This window comes from Streptomyces sp. NPDC088194 (assembly GCF_040702025.1).
Classification (GTDB): domain Bacteria; phylum Actinomycetota; class Actinomycetes; order Streptomycetales; family Streptomycetaceae; genus Actinacidiphila.
In genome coordinates this window covers 87,708-105,988 of record NZ_JBFBIV010000014.1, presented here as the reverse complement: position 1 = coordinate 105,988, position 18,281 = coordinate 87,708, and the positions used below count along the sequence as shown (strand labels likewise).

Genomic DNA, 18,281 nt, shown 5'->3' with positions numbered 1-18,281 from the left:
CGGCCCAGCACTTCTCTCCATGCACGCCCATCCGGAACGCGAGGAGCCTGGATGCACCACCCCCTCAACCTCCCCCGCAGGCGCAGAGCGGCCACGCTGGTCGCGGCGATGTCGCTGCTGGCCGGCCTGTCGGTGACCGCGGTCACCACGACCACCGCGCGCGCCGCCGACCCGCAGTCCACGCGGCAGGCCGAATTCACCGCGGCCGCCGCCGAGTTCGGCGTCCCGGCGCCGGTGCTCGAAGCGGTGTCGTTCTACGAGACCCGGTGGGAGGACCACGCCGGGCAGGAGAACGCCGAGGCGGGCTACGGCCCGATGAACCTCACCGACCTCACCGCCAAGGAACTCGACGCCGACGGCCTGACCACCCAGTCCCCGCGCTACGCCGACCTGCTCAAGGCGCCCGCCGAGCACACCGCGGCCGCCGCGGCCGCCCTGCTGGGCACCGACACCGCGACCGTGCAGAGCGACGAGACGCAGAACATCCGCGGCGGCGCCGCGCTGCTCGCCTCGTACGCCAGGAGCTACGGCCACGGCAAGCTGCCGCGGACCGTCGACGGCTGGTACGCCGCCGCGGCGCGCTACGGCCAGTCCACCGAGGACAAGGTCGCGCAGGCGTTCGCCGACGGCGCCTGGAGCGCCATGCGCACCGGCGAGACCCGGACCACCGAGGACGGCCAGCAGATCACGCTGGCCCCGGTGCGCGGGCTGCACCCGAACCGGAACGACGTGCGCAAGCTGGGCCTGAAGGACGTCACCCCGCCGGTGAGCGACCAGAAGCCCGAATGCCCCAAGTCCGTGACGTGCAACTCCATCCCGGGCGCCTACACCCTGCTGGACCCCAGCGACCTCGGGGACTACGGCAGCCACGACATCGCCGACCGCCCCAACGGCGGCCTGGACATCCGCTACATCACGCTGCACACCACCGACGAGACCTACGACGGCACCCTCGACCTGTTCCGCGACCCGACCTACGCGGCCGGCGCGAACTACGTGGTGCGCTCCTCCGACGGCCTGGTCACCCAGATGACGCCGGACAAGGACATCGCCTGGGACAGCGCCAACCGCTCCTTCTACCAGCACTCGATCGGCATCGAGCAGGAGGCGTGGGCCACCCACGGCGCCGCCTGGTTCAGCGAGGACCTCTACCGGTCGACGGCCAACCTGGTGAAGTACCTCGCGGCGAAGTACGACATCCCGCTGGACCGCGCGCACATCCTCGGCCACGACAACATCCCCGGCGGCACCGAGACCGGCATCGCCACCCAGCACTGGGACCCGGGACCGGGCTGGGACTGGGAGCACTTCTTCGACCTGCTCGGCGCGCCGATCCACGCCACCGCGAAGAAGGGCAGCGACATCGTCGCGATCAAGCCCGGCTACCAGAACAACAAGCAGACCACCACGTACTGCGACGACGTGCAGGGCTACAAGCAGTTCCCCGGCCCGTACCGCAGCTTCGACTGCCCGGTGACCTCCAGCGACACGCCGTCCAGCTTCGTGCCGCTGTACACCGCGCCGAGCACGAGCGCGCCGCTGCTCGCCGACCCCTACCTGCATCCGACCGGCGCGGGCACCAACGCGATGAACGACTGGGGCGACAAGGCGCCCGCCGGTGAGCAGTACGTGGTCGCCGAGCGCCGGCCCGGCTGGACCGCCATCTGGTACGGCGGGCAGGAGGCGTGGCTCCAGGACACCGCCCAGCACCCGACCACCGTGCCGGTGAAGGCCGAGCGGATCGTGCCCAAGGCCGGGCGCACCACGATCCCCGTCTACACCACGGCGTACCCGGAGGCGTCGGTCTACCCGGCGGACTTCGTGGCCTTCGAGGGCGGCACCGCGCCGCGCCCGCAGACCCCCGCGAAGAAGTACTCGATCGCGGCCGGCCAGTCGTACGTCGCGTCGGGCCCGGCGGTGAACACCGACTCGTACTTCGCGATCTACTACGACGGGTCCGCGCCGCACGACCGCACCGACTTCATCGGCAAGACCAAGGTGTACGAGATCGTCTACAACCACCGGATGGCGTTCGTGAGCGCGGACGACGTGGACGTGGTGCCGGCGAAGTGACGTCAGGACCGCGGTGAACCGGCGGCCGGCGGCGGCCGAGCGGCGGCGAGGCCGACGGCCGGACGTCGGTTCACCGTGACGTCACGACGTCGAAGGACCGGAACGACGGGAGCGGCCGGGTGCGCGGGAGGTCAGCGCGCCCGGTCGCTCTCCAGCGCCTGGTGGGTGATCCGCAGCGCACGGCTGGACAGGTCGAAGGTGCGCTGTGCCACGCAGACGAACAGGCAGTCCACCACCACGAGTTGGCTGATCCGGCTGGCCATCGCGCCCGGCCGGAAGGTGGTCTCCCGGCCCGCCGACACCAGGACGAAGTCGGCGAGCCGGGCGGCCGAGGACATCGGGTGGTTGGTGATCACCACGGTGGTGGCGCCCAACGCGGAGGCGCGGCGCAGCGGTTCGAGCACGTCGCGGCTCTCGCCGGAGTGCGAGACGGCCAGGAACACGTCGCCCTCGCCGAGCAGCACCGCGCTGGTGAGCGCGGACTGCGAGTCGCCGTGCGCGTGGCAGGGCCGGCCGACCCGGGCCAGCTTCTGCTGGAGGTCCTGGGCGACGAGCCCGGAGGCGCCGACCCCGGCGATGTGCAACTGCCCTCCCCCGCATACCGCCTTGACCGCGCCGGTGAGCTGCTCGGGGTCGAGCTGGGTGGCGGTCTCCAGCACCGCCTGGGACTCGGTGTGCACCAGCTTGGCGATCACCTCGCCGGCCGAGTCGTCCGGGGTGATGCCCGCCGAGAGCGTCGAGCGCGGGCTCTGCCGGGCCGCCGACGCGGCGAGCGCGAGCCGCAGTTCGGGGTAGCCGGCGAAACCGAGCGCGCGGGCGGTACGCACGATCGAGGACTCGCTGGTGCCCGCCAGCGCGCTCAACTCCGAGATGGTGCTGCGGGCCACCTGGGCGGGGTCGCGCACGATGAGCGCCGCGATCCGCGCGGCGGCCGGGGTGAGCGAGGGCAGCAGCCCGCGCACGGTCGCGGTGAGCGCGTCTCCCGCGTCACTGGCCGCAGTGGCTCCCTCCGCTGCGGACCTCACGGGTCTCGGGTCCTTTTCCGGCACGGGAGTAAGGATGCACCGTGAATCCCGCTTGTGGGAGCAGGTGCGCCAAGAAAACTCCGGTTCTTGCGACGGCTGCCGCGCGCCGTCAGGTGTCACCCATGCGGGTGACACTTCCACCTGACACTCCGGGGCGAGCACGGTGGGAGCCGCACCTGCTCGGAGGGGCGCCCGGGAGAATGGGTGGGTGAACGTATCCGTACCGCTGCCCCCGGGGCACCCTGGAGGGCGGCTGCCGACTCCGTTGGTGGAGGTCGCCGACGAGCGGCTGGCCCGGCACGGAGTGCACCTGCTGCTCAAGCGGGACGACCTGGCCCACCCCCTGCTCCCGGGCAACAAGTTCCGCAAGCTCGCCCCGAATCTGGCCGCCGCCGTCGAGGCCGGCCACGACACCCTGCTGACCTTCGGCGGCGCCTACTCCAACCACCTGCGCGCCACCGCCGCCGCAGGCAGACTGCTGGGCCTGCGCACCGTCGGCGTGGTGCGCGGCGACGAACTGGCCGGCCGCCCGCTCAACGACTCGCTCGCCGGCGCCGCCGCCGACGGCATGCGGCTGCACTTCCTCGACCGCGCCGCCTACCGCCGCAAGACCGAGCCGGACGTCCTGGCCCCGCTGCTGGAGCGGTACGGCCCCGCCCATGTGCTCCCCGAGGGCGGCTCCAACTCCCCTGCGGTGCGGGGCTGTACGGAGCTCGGCCGGGAGATCGGCGCGGCCGCCGACGTGGTGGCGGTCGCCTGCGGCACCGGCGGCACCCTGGCCGGACTGGCCGCCGGACTGCCGGCGCCGGCCCGCGCGGTCGGCGTCGCGGTGCTGCGTGGCGGCTTCCTCACCGAGGAGGTGCTGCGGCTCCAGCAGGAGGCGTTCGGCGGGCGGCGCGGCGACTGGAGCGTGGCGGACCGCTTCCACTGCGGCGGCTTCGCCCGTACCAACCCGGCGCTGGACGCCTTCGCCGCCGGCTTCGCGGCCCGGCACCGCGACGCCCTGGACGGCAGGGACCTGGAACGCGTCTACGTCGCCAAGACGCTGTACGCCGTCTTCCACCTCGCCGAGGAGGGCGCTTTCCCGCCCGGCACCCGGGTCGCCGCCGTGATCACCGGATGAGCGAACCGGACGCTCCTGCACCGCTCACACCGTACGGTCGTAATCTGGTGGCATGATCCGCGCCGCGACCCCCGAAGACGTCCCCGCCATCCAGGCGATGATCCGCGAACTGGCCGCGTACGAGCGGGCACCGCAGGAGGCGCGGGCGACCGTGGCGCAACTGCGGGACGCCCTGTTCGGCCCCGACGCGGTGGCCTCCGCGCTCATGGCGGAGCCCGACGGCGAGGGCGACGGCGGCGGACCGGCCGGGTTCGCGCTGTGGTTCCGGAACTTCTCCACCTGGACCGGGAAGCCGGGTATGTACCTGGAGGACCTGTACGTCCGCCCGGAGATGCGCGGCGGCGGCCACGGAAAGGCGCTGCTGGCCGCGCTGGCGGCGATCTGCGTCGAGCGCGACTACGAGCGCTTCGAGTGGACGGTGCTCGACTGGAACGAGCAGGCGCTCGGGGTCTACCGGTCGATCGGCGCGCTGCCGCAGGACGAGTGGACGGTCCAGCGCCTGTCAGGACCCGCCCTGCACGCGCTGGCGGCCCGGGCCGGCACGCGCGCCGAAGCGGAGATCACCGGATCAGCGATCACTGCAACCGGTGCGACCATCCCATCGTCCAATCAGACGCCGACTCATGCGCGTTGAGTCGGCAGCGCGCACTCCACGTTCCGTACCCGTACGCTTACGATCGGTGACAGAATGGGAAGGGGCCGTGCGCCGTCCGGGCGACAGCCGGGTACGGATCGCGGTAGCGTCGCTGCGAACCAGAGCAATCACTGTGTGCCACCTTGGAGGTGTGGGTGTCCCAGATCGCAGGCGAGCCCGGGTCGAAGGACTTCGTCGAGGTCCGGCTGCCCGCGGCGGGAGCGTATCTGTCGGTACTGCGGACGGCCACGGCCGGACTCGCGGCCCGGCTGGACTTCACCCTCGACGAGATCGAGGATCTGCGGATCGCCGTCGACGAGGCGTGCGCGATCCTCTTGCAACAGGCCGTCCCCGGTTCGGTGCTGAGCTGCGTGTTCCGGCTGGTCGGGGACTCGTTGTGGGTCACCGTGTCGGCGCCGACCACCGACGGCCGCGCACCGGAACGCGACACCTTCGCCTGGACGGTGCTCTCCGCGCTGGCCGGCGAGGTGGACTCCACCGTCGCGGAGGACCGGACGGTCAGCATCAGTCTGCACAAGAAGCGCGGCGCCGTACCCGGGCTGTCGTGAGGCATGTGAGGCGGCCGTCGTGAGCCCAGCAGACACCCCCGGCCCACCTGCGGAGCACGACGTGCCCGCGGCGCGCGGGCATGCCTCCGTGCCGCCCCAGCAGCCGGACCCCGTGGGCGCCGGGCCGGGTGGGCCGCCGCGGCCGTCGGCAAGACCGCACCCCGATCCCGGGGCGGCGGACCCCGACCCCGGCCTGGCCCGGGGCCGGACGGACCGTAGGGAAGTGATGGACGCGTCGGAGCAGGCGGAGCAGGCGGACCGGATGGATCAGCACGAGCACGCGGCATCGGCGGAGCAGCCCGACCAGCCGGCCCGGCCCGAGCAACCGGGACGACCGGACCAGCCGGGACAGCCCGAGCAGGCGGAGCAAGCGGACCAGCCGGAGCGGCCGGAGCAGTCCGAGCGGCCCGAACAGGAGCCCGCCGCGGGCGAGTCCGCCGAGCAGCACGACCCGCACGACCGCTCGGGGGCCCGCGCGCTCTTCGTCGAGCTGGGCAAGCTGCCCGAGGGCTCGCCGGAGCGGGCCGAGTTGCGCAACCAGCTGGTGCGGATGCACCTCCCGCTGGTCGAGCACCTCGCCCGTCGCTTCCGGAACCGCGGCGAGCCGCTGGACGACCTCACCCAGGTCGCCACGATCGGGTTGATCAAGTCCGTCGACCGGTTCGACGTCGACCGCGGGGTGGAGTTCTCCACGTACGCCACGCCCACGGTCGTCGGCGAGATCAAGCGGCACTTCCGGGACAAGGGCTGGGCGGTCCGCGTCCCGCGCCGGCTCCAGGAGCTGCGGCTGGCGCTCACCAGCGCCACCGGGGAGCTGTCCCAGCGGCATGGGCGCGCGCCCACCGTGCACGAACTCGCCGAGCACCTCAAGATCTCCGAGGAGGAGGTCCTGGAGGGGCTGGAGTCCGCGAACGCGTACAGCACGCTCTCGCTCGACGTGCCCGACACCGACGACGAGTCGCCGGCCGTCGCCGACACGCTCGGCTCCGAGGACGAGGCCCTGGAGGGGGTCGAGTACCGCGAGTCCCTCAAGCCGCTCCTGGAGCAACTCCCGCCGCGTGAAAAGACGATCCTGCTGCTGCGGTTCTTCGGGAACATGACGCAGTCGCAGATCGCGCAGGAGGTCGGCATCTCCCAGATGCACGTCAGCCGGCTCCTCGCCCGCACCCTCGCGCAGCTCCGTGACAAGCTCCTCATCGACGAGTAGCCCTTGCCGGGCGGGCCGAGCGGACCCCCCCAGGGTGGTGTGTGCCGTCGGTCCAGGGACCACCTGCCGGCGGGTGGCTGCGCGCTGGGGGTGCCCCCTTTGGGGGGAGTTCCCCGCGCCCCTGGACACGCCCGGGTCCCTCCGGGGCAAGCACGCTGGGAGCCGCGCATGCACAGGGGCGCGTGGGGGGCACCCCCACCCAGGCGAAGCTCCGGGGGAGAACCGCCCCGCGCCCCTGGATACGCCCGGGTCCCTCCGGGGCAAGCACGCTGGGAGCCGCGCATGCACAGGGGCGCGTGGGGGGCACCCCACCCAGGCGAAGCTCCGGGGGAGAACCGCGCGACAGGCCCGTCGCCGGCAGGTGGTCCCTCGGCCGACAGCACCCACCACGCCGGAGGGTCCGCTCGGCCGGGCCGGCAAGGCCCTAGGCGGCGGTCCTGTTGATTCCGAGTGCGTCGGTGGTGGCGGGGTGGACGAGGAGGACGAGGCCCGCGAGCGCGAGCACCCCGAGCACCGCGCCGGAGGCGACGAACCCGGCGCCGTCGCTGCGCACCATGTTCCAGCTGATCGGGAGCGCGACGAGCTGCACGATGAGCGCGGGCCCGCGGCTCCACCGACGGGCCCGGCGCAGCCCGTACGCCGCGAGGAGCGGAAGCGCGGCGAGGGCGAGCACGAGAAACCCGGGCAGCACGTCACTGCTGCCGCCGAAGAACATCGTCACGCCCCACGCGGCGATGGAGAGCCCTTCCAGCCCCGCCACCGCGGCCGCGGCGGTCAGCCGCAGGGGCGGCGGCCCGGTCGGCTGCCCGGCCGGCGGCACCTGTGCCGTGGGGCCGGCAGCCACGCCGTCTGCCCCGCCCGCGCCGGACTCCTTGCGCTTCGTCGTCTTCTGGCTCACACGTGCCAGCGTAGCCCGGCGTGAAAATCCGTAGGTACGCTGTCGAGCATGCGTGCTCTTCTCGTGGTCAACCCCGCCGCCACCACCACCAGCGCGCGGGTCCGCGACGTGATCAGTACCGCGCTGTCCAGCGATCTGAAGCTGGAGGTGGCCACCACCGAGTACCGCGGGCACGCGCGGGACCTGGGCCGGAGAGCCGCGGAGGGGGGCGAGGTCGAGCTCGTGGTGGCCCTCGGCGGCGACGGCACCGTCAACGAGGTGGTCAACGGCCTGCTGCACCACGGCCCCGACCCGGAGACCCTGCCGCAGCTCGCGGTGGTCCCCGGCGGCTCGACCAACGTCTTCGCCCGCGCCCTGGGCCTGCCCAACGACGCGGTGGAGGCCACCGGAGCCCTGCTGGACGCGCTGCGCGCGGGCTCCTCCCGGACCGTGGGCCTGGGCCTGGTGAGCGGCACCCGGGGCAGCGAGGACGAGGGCGTACCGCCGCGCTGGTTCACCTTCTGCGCGGGCCTGGGCTTCGACGCGGGCGTGGTCGGACGGGTCGAGCAGCAGCGGGAGTTGGGCAAACGCTCCACGCATGCGCTGTACCTGCGGCAGGTGGCCCGCCAGTTCATGGCCGACCCGCACCGCCGGCACGGCACGATCACGCTGGAGCAGCCCGACCAGGAGCCGATCGACGAGCTGTCCACCGCCATAATCTGCAACACCGCCCCGTGGACGTACCTCGGCAACAAACCGGTGTACGCCTCCCCCGGGGCGTCCTTCGACACCGCGCTCGACCTGCTGGGCGTCACCAAGATGTCCACGGTCGCGGGTGCCCGTTACGCGGCGCAATTGCTCCGTTCCACCCCGGAGCGCGGGCCCCGGGGCAAGTACGCGGTGGCGCTGCACGATCTGACGGACTTCACCTTGCATTCGCAGGCGCCGCTGCCCTTCCAGGTCGACGGTGACCACCTGGGACTGCGTACGAACGCAACCTTCACAGGCGTACGCCGTGCACTGCGTGTGATTGTGTAAGTCGAAGAGCCTAAAGTCCTTTTACTCGAACGTTTAGGCTGCCCCGCACCCCATGGAAGTACGGCTGTGACCGAGGCGACACCGAGGAATCCAAAAAAACTTCCCTGAAGGGGTTGTATCTCCAGCCGAGGTTTGCGAGTCTCTTACTGGCGATCGGGACGGCCGACAAACGGCCCCCATGAGAGCCCGAATCTCCTACCTCACACCAAGCGGGACCGCACCAGCCAGCGAAGGCTGGGTGGCGTCCCGTTCCCTGTGGGGGGATTCGTGAAAGCGTTCACATTCACAAGCAACCTGTTTGTCACACAAGGAGTTGGAGCAGCCATGGACTGGCGTCACCGCGCCGTTTGCCGCGAGGAAGACCCCGAGCTCTTCTTCCCCATCGGCAACACCGGTCCTGCGCTGCTGCAGATCGAGGAAGCCAAGGCCGTCTGCCGCCGCTGCCCTGTCATGGACCAGTGCCTTCAGTGGGCGCTGGAGAGCGGTCAGGACGCCGGTGTCTGGGGTGGCCTCAGCGAGGATGAGCGTCGTGCGATGAAGCGCCGCGCCGCCCGCAACCGGGCCCGTAACGCCAGCGCCTGAGAGACCGGACGACCCAGAAGCCTTAGCCCCGAGCCGCAGCGCGCAGCACCTGCCAATACGCGCAGCACGCAGTATCGCGAGAAGCCCCGTACCGGATGGGTACGGGGCTTCCGCGTGTTGTCCTGCCGGCCGTGCGGCGGGCCGGCGGCGCTCTCAACCGTCAGGCGTCCAACGGCAGTTCGAGGGTCACTCGGGTGCCGGGGCCGGCCGGGGCCGGGAGCATGTCGAAGGTGCCGCCCAACTCGCCCACCACCAGGGTGCGGACGATCTGGAGGCCGAGGTTGCCCGCCCGCTGGGCGTCGAACTCCGGGGGCAGGCCGCGCCCGTCGTCCTGGACGGTGACGGTGATGCGGTCCCGGCCGCGGGTCGCGGTGACCTCCACGGTGCCCGACTCCCCCGGCCCGAAGCCGTGTTCGAGGGCGTTCTGGACGAGTTCGGTCAGCACCATGGACAGCGGGGTGGCGGTCTCCGCGGTGAGGATGCCGAACTTGCCGCCGCGCCGGGTGGTGACCCGTCCGGGTGAGATCTCCGCCACCATCGCCAGCACCCGGTCGGCGATCTCGTCGAACTCCACCTTCTCGTCCAGGTTCTGCGACAGCGTCTCGTGCACGATCGCGATCGACCCGACCCGCCGCACCGCCTCGTCCAGCGCCTCACGGGCCCGCTCGGAGTCCATCCGGCGGGCCTGCAGCCGCAGGAGCGCGGCGACCGTCTGGAGGTTGTTCTTCACCCGGTGGTGGATCTCCCGGATGGTGGCGTCCTTGGTGATCAGCTCCCGCTCGCGGCGGCGCAGTTCGGTGACGTCGCGCAGCAGCACCAGCGAACCGGTGTGCACGCCCTTGGGTTTGAGCGGGATCGAGCGCAACTGGATCACCCCGTCGCCCGCCTCGACCTCGAACTCCCGGGGCGCCCAGCCGCTGGCGAGCTTCACCAGCGCCTCCTCCACCGGGCCGCGGTCCGGGGCGAGTTCGGCGGTGGCCCGGCCCAGGTGGTGGCCGACCAGGTCGGCGGCCAGGCCGAGCCGGTGGTAGGCGGACAGCGCGTTCGGGCTGGCGTACTGCACGAGGCCGTCGGCGTCCAGCCGGATCAGCCCGTCGCCGGCCCGCGGCGAGGCGTCCATGTCCACCTGCTCGGCCGGGAACGGGAAGGACCCCGCGGCGATCATCTGCGCCAGGTCGGAGGCGCTCTGCAGATAGGTCAGCTCCAGCCGGCTCGGGGTGCGCACGGTCAGCAGGTTGGTGTTGCGGGCGATCACCCCCAGCACCCGGCCGTCGCGCCGGACCGGGATCGACTCCACCCGCACCGGCACCTCCTCCCGCCACTCCGGGTCGCCCTCGCGGACGATCCGCCCCTCGTCCAGCGCCGCGTCCAGCAGCGGGCGCCGGCCGCGGGGCACCAGGTGGCCGACCATGTCGTCCTGGTAGGAGGTGGGGCCGGTGTTGGGGCGCATCTGGGCGACCGAGACGTACCGGGTGCCGTCCCGGGTGGGAACCCACAGCACCAGGTCGGCGAAGGACAGGTCGGAGAGCAACTGCCACTCCGAGACGAGCAGATGCAGCCATTCGAGATCGGATGAGTCGAGGCCGGTGTGCTCGCGGACGAGGTCGTTCATGGAGGGCACGCCTGTGAGCGTACCTCCCTGCGAAAGCTGTGAGGTTCGGCGCGTTTCACGGCGCGTCCGACCGGGAATTCACGGACGGAATCGGTGGCACACCCATGGACAAGGCCGACTGGTCTAGTCCACAATACCGATAAGTAGACCTCCGCCCTCCCCGCACAGGAGGACGGATCGAGGCCACGGCGTTCTCTGCCCTGACTACGCCTGACGCCTCACTGGTCGGCCCTATCGGGTCGGAAGGGCACCGCACACCCGTCCGACCACGGTGCCGACGGCAGCTCCGGGCTGCGGTGCTGGAGAGGTTGAGGGTCCTCTCCCGGCACCGCGGCCCGAAGTGTTCTCACGGCCAGGCGCGCAGGGCCAACTCGGCTATGGCGGACAGCTCTTCACGGGTGGCGCCGTCACGGGACTGCTGGGACATGCCCTGGATGACGGCGCCGACGTAGCGTGCGAGGGCGTTGGCGTCGGTGTCCGGGGGAAGCTCGCCGGCGTCGACGGAGGCCGCGATCCGGACCCGGATCGCCTCGACGTTGGCCTCGCGGCGGGCCCGGAGCGCGTCGCGCACCTCCGGGGTCGTGCAGTTCGCGGCCGCGCTGATCATGAGGCAGCCGCGCGGATGGGCCTCGTCCGCGTACTCGACCGCCGCCTCCCTCAGCAGGCGGGCCACGGCGGCAGCGGCGGTCGGCTCCTCCGCGAGCGCGCGTTCGCCGAAGGCTCCGTAGCGGGCGGCGTAGACGTCCACGACCTCCGCGAAGAGGGCCCGCTTGTCGCCGAACGCGGCGTAGAGGCTGGGCGCGCCGATCCCCATCACCCGGGTCAGGTCCGCGACGGACGTGGCCTCGTAGCCGTGCTCCCAGAAGGCGCGCACCGCCTGGTCGAGGGCGGCCTCTCGGTCGAAGGCGCGGGGGCGGCCGCGGGGCCGGGTGGAAACCATGCCCCACATTCTATAGCGACCGCTAGACAATGTGGTACGGTCCCATCGCGGGTCATTCTGTAGCGATCGATAGAGAAATCGGGTGCGGGCAATGACGAACACGGGTACGGCGGCGGTCACGGGCGCAGGCACGGGTACAGGCACGGGTACGGCCGTGCGCTCCGGCACAGCCACGGCGGCGGGCCCCGGACCGCTCACCGGCAGGACCGCCCTGGTCACCGGCGGCAGCCGCGGCATCGGCCGGGGCATAGCCCTGCGGCTGGCCCGCGACGGCGCCAGGGTGGGCGTGCACTACGGCACGAACAAGGCCGCCGCCGACGCCACGGTCGCCGCGATCCAGGCGGCCGGCGGCACCGCCTTCCCGCTCGGCGCGGACCTGGCCGACCCCGACGCCCCGGAAGCGCTGTGGGCAGCCTTCGACCGGGCCGCGGACGGGCTGGACATCCTCGTCAACAACGCCGGCATCGGCGTGGCGAGCCCCTACGCCCGCATCGACCGGGCCGAGTTCGACCGGGTCTTCGCGGTCAACACCCGCGCGCCCTTCTTCCTCACCCGCGGCGCGCTGTCCCGGCTGCGCGACGGCGGCCGCGTCGTCAACGTCTCCACCGGTCTGACCCACAACGCGGTGATGCCCGAACTGATGGCCTACACCATGTCCAAGGCCGCGCTCGACGTCTTCACCCGCGACCTGTCCAAGGAGCTCGGGCCGCGCGGCATCACCGTCAACGCGATCGCGCCCGGGATCATCGACACCGACAACACCGCGCCGGTCATCCGTACCTCCGACGCCGCCTGGGAACAGGCCGCCGGCTACTCCGTCTTCAAGCGGGTCGGCGCCCCCGAGGACGTCGCCGACGCCGTCGCGTTCCTCGCCTCCGACGCCGCCCGCTGGATCACCGGGCACTGGCTCGACGCGACCGGCGGCTCCCTGCTCTGACCGGCGGAACGCGCCTGCGCCGGGCGCGCGTCCACCCCCAGGCGCACGTCCACCGGGGGCCGCCCCGCTACCGGGTCTCGGTCACCTTCGCCAACGCCCGTGGCGCGTCCGGGTCCTGGCCGCGCGCGACTGCCACCTCGTAGGCGAGCCGCTGCAACGGGACGATCTCCAGCACGGGTTGGAGCGCTTCCGGCAGCCTGCCGGTGGGCAGCCCGAAGCCGCCCGTGGCGGCCTTGACCTGGACTCGGGGGCCGATCACCACGAGGTCCGCGCCCCGCCCGCGCAGCCGGTCCAGCACCGGCTGCAGCGCCTCGCCGCCCCGGCCCTCGGTGACGATCGCGATGACCGGGGAGATGTTGTCGACCATCGCCAGCGGCCCGTGCAGCAGGTCGGCGCCGGAGTAGGCGAGCGCGGGGATGTAGCTGGTCTCCATCAGCTTCAGCGCGGCCTCCTTCGCGGTCGGGTAGCCGTATCCGCGCGAGGTGATCACCATCCGCTCGGCGAAGCGGTACCGCCCGGCCAGCGCGCGCACCTCGGCGGAGCGGTCCAGCACCTCCTGCACGAGGTCGGGCAGCACGGCGGCGGCCGCCCCGTCGTCGTCGCGCAGGCCCATGACGAACAGGTAGAGCACCAGGAGTTCCGCGGTGTACGTCTTCGTCGCGGGCAGCGCCTTCTCCGGCCCGGCCAGCATGTCGAGGTGGAACTCCGCGACCTCCGCCAGCGGCGAGTCCGGGTTGTTGGTGACCGCGAGGGTGATCGCGCCGGCCCGGCGGGCGGCCCGCGTGGTGGCGACCAGGTCGGGCGAGCCGCCGGACTGGCTGACGCTGACCAGCAGCACGTCCTCCAGGTGCGGGGTGGCCCCGTACGCGGTGACGGTGGACATTGAGGTCAACCCGCAGGGCAGGCCCAGTTCCACCTCGATCAGGTACTTCGCGTACAGCGCCGCGTGGTCGGAGGTGCCGCGGGCGCTGAGCAGCACGAACCGGGGCCGCCGGGCCGCGATCCGGTGGGCGGTCCGGCGCACCTGGGGCGCGGCCTCGGCCAGGACCCGGCGCAGCACCTCCGGCTGCTCGGCGATCTCGCCGAACATGATCCAGCCCGGCTCACCCGCGCGCGGGGCCGGGGACGACGCAGAAGCCGACATCCCACCGCCTCCATCCCACCCGTCCGACCTCCACCAGTCGAACACAGGACGCCCCCCGCCGCACCACCGGAGTGGCCCAATCTGATAGATTGGTCTATACCACATGTATCCTTCTTGAGAACGGCAGGCCCAGCGTGGAAGTTGTCATCGTGCCGGACGCCGCCGCGGGCGGCGAACTCATCGCGGAGGCCATGGCCGCCCTGCTGCGCCGCAAGCCCGACGCACTGCTCGGCGTGGCGACCGGTTCCACCCCGCTGCCGGTCTACCAGGCGCTCGCCGCCAAGGTGCGCTCCGGCGCCGTGGACGCCTCCAGGGCCCGGGTCTGCCAGCTCGACGAGTACGTGGGCCTGCCGGCCGGCCACCCGGAGTCGTACCGCTCGGTGGTGCTGCGGGAGGTGGTGGACCCGCTCGGCCTGTCCTCGAAGTCGTTCATGGGTCCCGACGGCGCCGCCACCGACGTACGGGCGGCCTGCGCGGCGTACGACGAGGCGCTCGCGGCGGCCGGCGGGGTCGACCTCCAGCTGCTCGGCATCGGCACCGACGGGCACATAGGGTTCAACGAGCCCTGCTCCTCGCTCGCCTCCCGCACCCGGATCAAGACCCTCACCGAGCAGACCCGGGTGGACAACGCCCGCTTCTTCGACGGCGACATCGCGCAGGTGCCGCAGCATGTGATCACCCAGGGCATCGGCACCATCCTGGAGGCGCGGCACCTGGTGCTGCTGGCCACCGGTGAGGGCAAGGCCGAGGCCGTCGCGCAGACCGTGGAGGGCCCGGTCGCCGCCGTGGTGCCCGCCTCCGCGCTGCAGTTGCACCCGCACGCGACGGTGGTGGTCGACGAGGCCGCCGCGTCCAAGCTGAAGCTGGCGCCGTACTTCCGCGCCACCTTCGCCGCGAAGCCGGACTGGCAGGGGCTGTAACCGGCGGCACCCCGCGCCCGGCCCGGCCGCCTCGGGCCGTCCGTGACGACCGGACGCCGCGGGCTCCTTCCCGGAGCCCGCGGCGTCTGCCGTATCCGGCGCCTTCCCGGCCGCCGCCTGCCCGCGCTACGCCTCGCGGCCGACGATCGCCTCCGCCGCGGCCTCGCCGCAGACCCGGGCGGCGCCGTGCGTGGCGATGTGCAGCGAGCCGACCGGCGGGGCCTGGGGCACGCCCATCTCCACCACGATCGTGTCCGGGCGGGCGGCCAGCAGCCCGTCCAGCGCCCGCGCCATCCACGCGTGCCGGTGCGCGTCGCGGACCACGGCCACCACCCTGCGGTCGCCGGCCGCGGCGAGCAGTTCGGTGACGTCGTCGGTGCGGTAGGTGCCGGTGCGGGTGCCGGGCAGCAGCCGCTCCAGTTCCGCGGCGACTCCCCACGGGGTCACGTCGCCTACCGCGATGTTCGCCATCGGGGTGAACGCCGCCACGTAGGGCGGGTTGTCCAGCGGGGTGAAGCCCTCGGCGCGGGTGATCCGCAAGGCCCGGCGGGCCGCCTCCAGGCCGATGTCGGAGTCGGGTGCGCTCCCCTCCGCCGCACCCGACCGCTGTGCGACCGCCCAGGCGGCCAATTCCCTCACCCGGCGCGCCGCGTCGGCCAGCCGCTCGGCCGGCAGCGAGCCGTCCCGTACCGCCGCCACGATCGCGTCGCGCAGGTCCAGCGCGGTCTGCTCGTCGCACAGCCCGCCGCCCACGCAGATCGCGTCGCACCCCGCGGCCAGCGCCATCACGGTGCCGCGCTCGATCCCGTACGTGGCCGCTATCGCCTGCATCTCGATGCCGTCGGTGACCACCAGCCCGTCGTAGCCGAGGCCGCCCTCCTCGCGGGGGGCGCGCAGCAGGCCGCCCAGGACGGCCGGGCTGAGCGTGCCGGGCAGGTCCGGGTCGAGCGCGGGCACCAGGATGTGCGCGCTCATCACGACCTTGGCGCCGGCCGCGATCGCCGCCCGGAAGGGCACCAGTTCGCGGGCCCGCAGGGTGTCGAGGTCCACGTCGATCCGCGGCATCGCGTGGTGCGAGTCCACCGCGGTGTCGCCGTGGCCGGGGAAGTGCTTGACCGACGCGGCGACGCCCGCGGACTGCAGGCCCTCCACGTAGGCCGCGGTGTTGCGGGCCACCAGTTCGGGGTCGGCGCCGAAGGAGCGCACCCCGATCACCGGGTTGCCCGGGTCGGAGTTGACGTCGGCGGACGGCGCCCAGTTGAAGTTCACGCCGCAGGCAGCCAGCCGGCGGCCGAGTTCGGCGGCGACCGCGCGGGTCAGCTTCAGGTCGTCGACCGCGCCGAGCGCGAGGTTGCCGGGGAACGACGAACCGCCGCGCGCCTCCAGCCGGGTGACGTCGCCGCCCTCCTCGTCGGCGGCGACCAGCACGTCGGGGCGTACCTCCCGCAACTGCGCGGTGAGCGCGGCCACCTGCTCCGGTGACTCGACATTGCGGGCGAACAGGCCGACCGAGCCGAGCCCTTCGCCGAGCAGCCGCAGCACCCACGCGGGCGCGGTGGTGCCGGCGAAGCCGGGCTGGAGGACGGCGAGCGCGTCCGCGGTGACGGTGTCCGGGTGCGGGCCGGTGGCGCCGCCGAGGTCGTCGGTGTGGGCGATGGGGCTCATCCCTTCACCGCCCCGGCTGTCAGACCGGCGACGGCCCTGCGCTGGAGGAACAGGAAGACGATCACCACGGGGATGGTGAACAGGCTGGACGCGGCCATGGTAGCGCCCCAGTCGTCACCGAAGTTGGTCTGGAACTGGGTGATCCACAGCGGCAGGGTCTGGCCGCTCTCCTTGTTGAGGATGAGCACCAGGGGGAACTCGTTCCACGCCGTGATGAAGCCGAACAGCGAGGTGGACATCAACCCCGGCGCCAGCAGCGGCAGCACCACCCGGACGAACGCCTGGAACCGGGTGCAGCCGTCCATCAGTGCCGACTCCTCCAGTTCCTTGGGCACCGCGGCGATGAACCCGCGCAGCGTCCAGATGGAGAACGGCAGCACCATCATCATGTAGAAGAAGGTCAGCGGGACCAGGCTGTTGAGCATGTCCTGGTCGCGGACGATCAGGTAGACGGAGATCGTCATGACCTCCCACGGCGCCATCTGGGCCATCATCACGATGAGGATGAACGCCTTGCGGCCGCGGAAGCGCATCCGCGCCACCGCGAACGCCGCCGCGGTCGCCACCACCAGCGACAGCAGCACCGAACCGATGGTGACGGTGAGGCTGTTGCGCACCAGGGTCCAGAAGCCCGCCGCGTGCACGGCCTTGTCGAAGTGCGACATGGTGCCGTGGACGGGCACGAAGACCGGGGTGGTGGAGATGATGTCGAGGTCCGGCTTGAAGGCCGTCGTCAGCATCCAGTAGACGGGGAAGACGAAGAAGACGAAGAGGATGACCGCGACGACGTTGGGCCACAGCCGTCCGAACGTGGAGCGCCTCACAGCTCGTCCTCCTGCTTCAACATGATCCGGAAGTAGTAGGACATCAGCACCAGCAGGATGAGGATGGTCAGCACGGAGATCGCCGCGCCGGTCCCGTAGTGCTGGCCGCTGACGCCCTGGACGTAGGCGTAGACCGGCAGCGTCTCGGTCAGGCCCTCGGGGCCGCCGGAGTTGAGGGCGTAGACCTGGGTGAACGCCTTGAACACCCAGATGACCTCGAGGAACGCGGTGCTCAGGAAGAACGGCTTGAGCATCGGGAAGAGCACCGAGCTGAAGGAGCGCCAGGCGCCCGCGCCGTCCATCCGGGCCGCCTCGAAGATCTCCCCGGAGATGGTGGTCAGGCCCGCGTAGAGGTTGAGCGCGACGAACGGGAGCGACTGCCAGACGATCATCAGGGTGATGACCGCGAAGGTGGACAGCTGGTGGCCGAACCAGTTGTAGCCCTGCATCGAGTGCCAGCCGAGCTTGTTCAGGGACCAGTTGACCACGCCGTAGCGGGTGTCGAAGAGCCACTGGTAGACGGTGGTGCCGGCCACGATCGGCATCGCCCAGGCGAGCACCATCCCGATCGACAGCAGCAGCCGCATCCGCTTGCCGAGCCGGTACAGCAGCAGTCCGATCAGGGTGCCGCCGACCATGATCAGCGCGACGTTGGCGAGGGTGAAGAAGACCGACCGCTCGGTGGTGTGCCAGAAGTCGGCGCTGGTCAGCTGGGCCTTGTAGTTGCCGAACCCGGTCCACTGGGTGGTGTGCTGGATCAGCTGGAAGGCGTTGAGGGTCTGGAACGAGATGATCACGTTCCGCACCAGCGGGTAGCCCAGCAGCAGCACGGTGGCCGCCAGCGCGGGCAGGATCAGCAGGTACGGCACCGAGCGGCCGACGACCGCGCCCCCGACGGACCGCGTCTTGGCACGACCGGCCGGCGGCTGTCCCGCGGTGCGCGCGCCGGAGGGCCCGGGTATGGCCGCTCCCTCGTCGGGGCCCCGTACTTGCGTCCCTTTGTACTGCGCGGCCATGCTTCCCTCTTCCTCGTACCGTCCGCTGCAAGGCGCTGTGCCGGGCCCGGGCGCCCGCCGCTCAGGACGGCGGGCGCCGGGACCCGGACCGGGTG

At 72.2% G+C, this 18,281-nt stretch carries 17 protein-coding genes; 9 read left to right on the top strand and 8 right to left on the bottom strand.

All coding sequences use genetic code 11. The features are described from left to right. The first annotated feature begins 51 nt into the window (after positions 1–51). Positions 52–2,073 carry an N-acetylmuramoyl-L-alanine amidase gene (locus AB0399_RS10535; RefSeq protein ID WP_366410980.1) on the top strand — a complete coding sequence of 674 codons (2,022 nt, stop codon included), beginning with the start codon at positions 52–54 and terminating at the stop codon, positions 2,071–2,073. 131 nt (positions 2,074–2,204) lie between these two features. Here the strand turns inward: AB0399_RS10535 and AB0399_RS10530 are convergent, their stop codons facing one another. Continuing rightward, positions 2,205–3,098, bottom strand: coding sequence for a MurR/RpiR family transcriptional regulator (locus AB0399_RS10530; protein ID WP_366410979.1), 894 nt, complete (start codon positions 3,096–3,098; stop codon positions 2,205–2,207). Positions 3,099–3,306: 208 nt separating this feature from the next. Between AB0399_RS10530 and AB0399_RS10525 the strand changes: the two genes are divergently transcribed. From AB0399_RS10525 to AB0399_RS10510, 4 genes are all read left to right on the top strand, one after another. After that, complete coding sequence (locus AB0399_RS10525; protein ID WP_366410978.1) at positions 3,307–4,221, top strand: pyridoxal-phosphate dependent enzyme; 915 nt, start codon at positions 3,307–3,309, stop codon at positions 4,219–4,221. A 52-nt stretch (positions 4,222–4,273) separates the two neighbouring features. Then, positions 4,274–4,855 carry a GNAT family N-acetyltransferase gene (locus AB0399_RS10520; protein ID WP_329364945.1) on the top strand — a complete coding sequence of 194 codons (582 nt, stop codon included), beginning with the start codon at positions 4,274–4,276 and terminating at the stop codon, positions 4,853–4,855. A 155-nt stretch (positions 4,856–5,010) separates the two neighbouring features. Further along, positions 5,011–5,424, top strand: a complete 414-nt coding sequence (locus tag AB0399_RS10515; protein ID WP_093740726.1) for an anti-sigma regulatory factor — start codon at positions 5,011–5,013, stop codon at positions 5,422–5,424. 262 nt (positions 5,425–5,686) lie between these two features. After that, positions 5,687–6,631 (top strand): SigB/SigF/SigG family RNA polymerase sigma factor, encoded by a 945-nt coding sequence (locus AB0399_RS10510; RefSeq protein ID WP_366410998.1) that lies wholly within the window; start codon positions 5,687–5,689, stop codon positions 6,629–6,631. A gap of 424 nt (positions 6,632–7,055) precedes the next feature. Here AB0399_RS10510 and AB0399_RS10505 read toward each other — a convergent pair whose 3' ends face one another. Further along, complete coding sequence (locus AB0399_RS10505; RefSeq protein ID WP_366410977.1) at positions 7,056–7,529, bottom strand: hypothetical protein; 474 nt, start codon at positions 7,527–7,529, stop codon at positions 7,056–7,058. Between the two features lie 48 nt (positions 7,530–7,577). On the opposite strand from AB0399_RS10505, the gene AB0399_RS10500 reads away from it, so the two are divergent. Both AB0399_RS10500 and AB0399_RS10495 read left to right on the top strand, forming a co-directional pair. Next, the gene (locus AB0399_RS10500; RefSeq protein WP_329364949.1) at positions 7,578–8,546 is read left to right on the top strand and encodes a diacylglycerol kinase family protein; all 969 of its coding nucleotides are present in this window, start codon (positions 7,578–7,580) and stop codon (positions 8,544–8,546) included. A 324-nt stretch (positions 8,547–8,870) separates the two neighbouring features. Then, a complete protein-coding gene (locus AB0399_RS10495; protein ID WP_037913060.1) occupies positions 8,871–9,128 on the top strand; it encodes a WhiB family transcriptional regulator in 258 nt (85 codons plus the stop codon). A 160-nt stretch (positions 9,129–9,288) separates the two neighbouring features. Here AB0399_RS10495 and AB0399_RS10490 read toward each other — a convergent pair whose 3' ends face one another. Further along, entirely contained in the window at positions 9,289–10,740 is a 1,452-nt protein-coding gene (locus tag AB0399_RS10490; RefSeq protein WP_329373922.1) for a histidine kinase N-terminal domain-containing protein, read from the bottom strand. Between the two features lie 346 nt (positions 10,741–11,086). Continuing rightward, a complete protein-coding gene (locus AB0399_RS10485) occupies positions 11,087–11,680 on the bottom strand; it encodes a TetR/AcrR family transcriptional regulator (RefSeq protein WP_329364952.1) in 594 nt (197 codons plus the stop codon). Between the two features lie 154 nt (positions 11,681–11,834). Between AB0399_RS10485 and AB0399_RS10480 the strand changes: the two genes are divergently transcribed. Next, the gene (locus tag AB0399_RS10480; protein WP_366410976.1) at positions 11,835–12,617 is read left to right on the top strand and encodes an SDR family oxidoreductase; all 783 of its coding nucleotides are present in this window, start codon (positions 11,835–11,837) and stop codon (positions 12,615–12,617) included. A gap of 67 nt (positions 12,618–12,684) precedes the next feature. Here AB0399_RS10480 and AB0399_RS10475 read toward each other — a convergent pair whose 3' ends face one another. Continuing rightward, positions 12,685–13,761, bottom strand: coding sequence for an SIS domain-containing protein (locus AB0399_RS10475; RefSeq protein ID WP_329364956.1), 1,077 nt, complete (start codon positions 13,759–13,761; stop codon positions 12,685–12,687). Between the two features lie 134 nt (positions 13,762–13,895). Between AB0399_RS10475 and nagB the strand changes: the two genes are divergently transcribed. Beyond that, positions 13,896–14,681: a glucosamine-6-phosphate deaminase gene (nagB, locus tag AB0399_RS10470; protein WP_329364958.1), complete on the top strand. Its 786-nt coding sequence runs from the start codon at positions 13,896–13,898 to the stop codon at positions 14,679–14,681. A 126-nt stretch (positions 14,682–14,807) separates the two neighbouring features. Here the strand turns inward: nagB and AB0399_RS10465 are convergent, their stop codons facing one another. The 3 genes from AB0399_RS10465 to AB0399_RS10455 are packed head-to-tail and all read right to left on the bottom strand — an operon-like array spanning position 14,808 to position 18,186. Further along, positions 14,808–16,346: a glycoside hydrolase family 3 protein gene (locus AB0399_RS10465; RefSeq protein WP_329364960.1), complete on the bottom strand. Its 1,539-nt coding sequence runs from the start codon at positions 16,344–16,346 to the stop codon at positions 14,808–14,810. Beyond that, the gene (locus tag AB0399_RS10460; protein ID WP_329364962.1) at positions 16,343–17,170 is read right to left on the bottom strand and encodes a carbohydrate ABC transporter permease; all 828 of its coding nucleotides are present in this window, start codon (positions 17,168–17,170) and stop codon (positions 16,343–16,345) included. Before AB0399_RS10460 ends, AB0399_RS10465 begins: the two co-directional genes overlap by 4 nt. Further along, positions 17,167–18,186, bottom strand: a complete 1,020-nt coding sequence (locus AB0399_RS10455) for a sugar ABC transporter permease (RefSeq protein ID WP_366410975.1) — start codon at positions 18,184–18,186, stop codon at positions 17,167–17,169. Before AB0399_RS10455 ends, AB0399_RS10460 begins: the two co-directional genes overlap by 4 nt. Positions 18,187–18,281: the final 95 nt, after the last annotated feature.